The organism is Amnibacterium sp. (assembly GCF_025463795.1).
Classification (GTDB): domain Bacteria; phylum Actinomycetota; class Actinomycetes; order Actinomycetales; family Microbacteriaceae; genus Amnibacterium.
On sequence record NZ_JAODBE010000036.1, the window covers coordinates 1 to 2,927 of the forward strand.

The window sequence follows — 2,927 nt, forward strand, 5'->3', positions numbered from 1 at the left end:
CGCCGCCGGGCCGGCGAGGCCGACGCGCGCGCCGCGATCGTCCGCGCGGCCGCCGAGGAGTTCGCCTCCGCCGGGTACGACGGCGTCTCCCTACGGGCGGTGGCGCGCAGCGCGGGCGTCGACCCCGCGCTCGTGCACCACTACTTCGCGGACAAGCCGGACCTCTTCGCCGCGGCGCTCGACCTGCCCATCCGGCCCGACCGCATCGTCGCGGAGCTGCTCGCCGGTCCCCATGACGCGCTCGGCACGTCGATCGTGCGGGCGCTCGTCACGCGCTTCGCGGAGCCCACCACCCGGACCGCGGTGCTCGCGCTGCTGCGGACGGCGATGGTCCACGAGTTCGCCGGGCGGATGCTGCGCCAGTTCCTCCTCCGTGAGCTGCTCCAGCGGGTCACGGCCGGCCTCGGCCTCGCCGACGGGGAGCGGCGGGCCGCCTTCGCCGCGTCACAGCTGATGGGCCTGATGGTGGCGCGCTACGGGATCCGGATCGGTCCGCTGGCGGAGGCGACCGACGACGAGGTCGTCGCGACGATCGGCCCCGTCGTGCAGTGGTACCTCACGGGGGATCCGCTTCCACCACGCCCTTGACCCTGAAGCGCCGGCGGAGGATTCTCATCAGATGATGAAATACGCCGTCGAGGTCGACGGCCTCGTCGTGCACCGGGGCCGGAACGACGTGCTGCGCTCGATCTCGACGACCGTGCCGACGGGCGCGATCGTCGGGCTGCTCGGGCCGAGCGGCAGTGGGAAGACCACGCTGATGCGCGCCCTCGTCGGCGCGCAGCGCATCACGGCCGGCACCGCGACCGTGCTCGGCCTGCCCGCCGGACATCCGCGGCTGCGCTCGCGCATCGGCTACGTGTCGCAGAGCCCGAGCGTCTACGACGACCTCACGACCCGCCAGAACCTGGCCTACTTCGGCCGGGTCGTCGGCGCCCCGTCGAGGGATGTGGATCGCGTGCTCGACGAGGTCGATCTGCGTCCGCAGCAGCACGATCTCGTGCGGGACCTGTCCGGCGGCCAGCAGAACCGCGTCTCCCTCGGGGCCGCGCTCCTCGGCTCCCCCGAGCTGCTCGTGCTCGACGAACCCACGGTCGGCCTCGACCCGCTGCTCCGCCGGGACCTGTGGACGCTGTTCCGGTCGATCGCCTCGCAGGGCACGACGCTCGTCGTGAGCAGTCACGTGATGGACGAGGCGCAGCGCTGCGATCGCATCCTGCTCCTTCGGGACGGCACCCTGCTCGCGGACGTCACGCCGGCGGAGCTGCTCGAACGGACCGGCACGGCGGACGCGGACGACGCGTTCCTCGCGCTCGTCGGAGCCGCGGCATGAACCCCCGGCTCACGCTCGCGACCGCCGGCCGGGTGCTCGCCCAGATCCGGCACGACCCGCGCACGATCGGCCTGCTCGTGCTCGTGCCGAGCCTCCTGCTCGGCCTGATGGCCTGGATCTTCACCGACACCGCGGTCTTCGACGTCGTCGGTCCGGCACTGCTCGCGCTCTTCCCGTTCATCACGATGTTCCTCGTGACGAGCATCACGATGCTGCAGGAGCGGCGATCCGGAACGCTGGAGCGGCTGATGGCCCTGCCGCTCGGCCGATTCGACCTGATCCTCGGCTACACCCTCGCCTTCGGGGCGCTCGCGGTCGTGCAGGCCCTGGTCGCGGTCGGCTTCGCGGTGCAGGTCTGCGGCCTCGACGTCGCCGGCGACCCGTGGCTGCTCGTGGTCGTCGCCCTCGTCGACGCGCTGCTCGGCACCACCCTCGGGCTGATGGCGAGCGCCTTCGCGCGGTCGGAGTTCCAGGTCGTGCAGTTCCTGCCGGCGCTCGTGTTCCCGCAGGTGCTGCTCGGCGGCATCTTCGTCCCGCGCGACCGCATGCCGGACGTGCTGCACGCGATCTCCGACTGGCTGCCGCTCTCGCACGCCATCGAGGCGCTGCAGGCTGTCAGCTCCGCGACCGACGGCACGGGCACCGTCGTCCGGGAGACCGTGATCGTCGCCGCCTTCGCGGTGGCGTTCGTCGTGCTCGGCGCGGTGACGCTGCGCCGGTCGACCCGGTGACGGATCAGCGGCGCCGACGGCCGCGGAGGCGCCGGAGCACGACCCAGAGCCAGATCAGGTAGCCGATCACGACGAGCGCCGCGAAGCCGCCCTTCAGCGTCACGATCGCGAGCACGAACAGCACCGTGATCGCGACGGCGCTGAGCACGGCCAGGAGCACCTTCATCCGGTCGAGCGGGGGCTCCGCGCGGCGGGTGCGGATCCGGCGGACGCGGGAGTCAGGCATCCGCGCTCGTTCCCCGTCCGCGCACGAGGCTCCAGACGGACCACACCAGCAGTGCGACCGACGCCCCCGCCACAGCGCCCACGACCGTGTCGGTGAACCAGTGGGCGCCGACGACGACCCGGCTAGCGGCGACGAGGCCGACGTAGGCGCCGCCCGCGATCCACGCCCAGCGCCGCCGCAGCAGGAGTCCGCCGAGGGTCGCGAGCACGGCGGCGTTCGCGGCGTGGCCCGAGGGGAAGGATCCGAGGCCCTCGAAGAAGGCCGTCACCGGCCCGGGCCGCTGCACCAGGGACTTCATCAGGATCACGGAACCGGCGCTCAGCGCGGACGCGAGGCCGAACGCGACGCCCGCCTGGAGGCCCCAGCGGACCACGACCGCGAGGGCGACACCCACCGCGACGACGATGCTGACCGGCTGCTCGCCGATCACGGCGAGGAACTGCGCCACGGCGTCGATCGGAGCGACGGCGCTCAGCGGCTGCAGCGCTGCGCGAGCCGCGGCGTCGAGCCCGATCCCCGGCGTCGACGGAAGCCAGGACACGGCTGCGCCGACGAGCCAGCACCCGGCGAGGCCGCCGGTGGCCCAGAGCGCGAGCCGCCGCGCGACGCGACGCGCCAGCCACGGGACGGGCGCGGA

5 protein-coding genes are annotated in these 2,927 nt (G+C 73.5%); 3 read left to right on the top strand and 2 right to left on the bottom strand.

Features of this window, described 5'->3' with window-relative positions:
* The 3 genes from JWQ92_RS03045 to JWQ92_RS03055 form a co-directional block, all read left to right on the top strand.
* Nucleotides 1–588: TetR family transcriptional regulator (locus JWQ92_RS03045; RefSeq protein WP_297342986.1), on the top strand; the 588-nt coding region annotated here is incomplete at its 5' end.
* Nucleotides 589–619: 31 nt separating this feature from the next.
* Nucleotides 620–1,333: an ABC transporter ATP-binding protein gene (locus JWQ92_RS03050; RefSeq protein ID WP_297342987.1), complete on the top strand. Its 714-nt coding sequence runs from the start codon at nt 620–622 to the stop codon at nt 1,331–1,333.
* Nucleotides 1,330–2,064, top strand: a complete 735-nt coding sequence (locus JWQ92_RS03055; protein WP_297342988.1) for an ABC transporter permease — start codon at nt 1,330–1,332, stop codon at nt 2,062–2,064. The genes JWQ92_RS03050 and JWQ92_RS03055 overlap by 4 nt, the downstream gene beginning before the upstream one ends.
* Nucleotides 2,065–2,068: 4 nt before the next feature.
* On the opposite strand, the gene JWQ92_RS03060 is transcribed toward JWQ92_RS03055, so the two are convergent.
* Together JWQ92_RS03060 and JWQ92_RS03065 are read right to left on the bottom strand one after the other, a co-directional pair.
* Nucleotides 2,069–2,290: a hypothetical protein gene (locus JWQ92_RS03060; RefSeq protein ID WP_297342989.1), complete on the bottom strand. Its 222-nt coding sequence runs from the start codon at nt 2,288–2,290 to the stop codon at nt 2,069–2,071.
* Nucleotides 2,283–2,927 (bottom strand): phosphatase PAP2 family protein (locus JWQ92_RS03065; protein WP_297342990.1); only part of this gene is annotated, 645 nt, incomplete at its 5' end. The genes JWQ92_RS03065 and JWQ92_RS03060, both read right to left, overlap by 8 nt.

What these genes read in the sequence shown, in the direction of transcription:
- JWQ92_RS03050 (WP_297342987.1), top strand. Translation starts at nt 620, where the DNA reads ATGATGAAATACGCCGTCGAGGTCGACGGCCTCGTCGTGCACCGGGGC.
- JWQ92_RS03055 (WP_297342988.1), top strand. Translation starts at nt 1,330, where the DNA reads ATGAACCCCCGGCTCACGCTCGCGACCGCCGGCCGGGTGCTCGCCCAG.
- JWQ92_RS03060 (WP_297342989.1), bottom strand. Translation starts at nt 2,290, where the DNA reads ATGCCTGACTCCCGCGTCCGCCGGATCCGCACCCGCCGCGCGGAGCCC.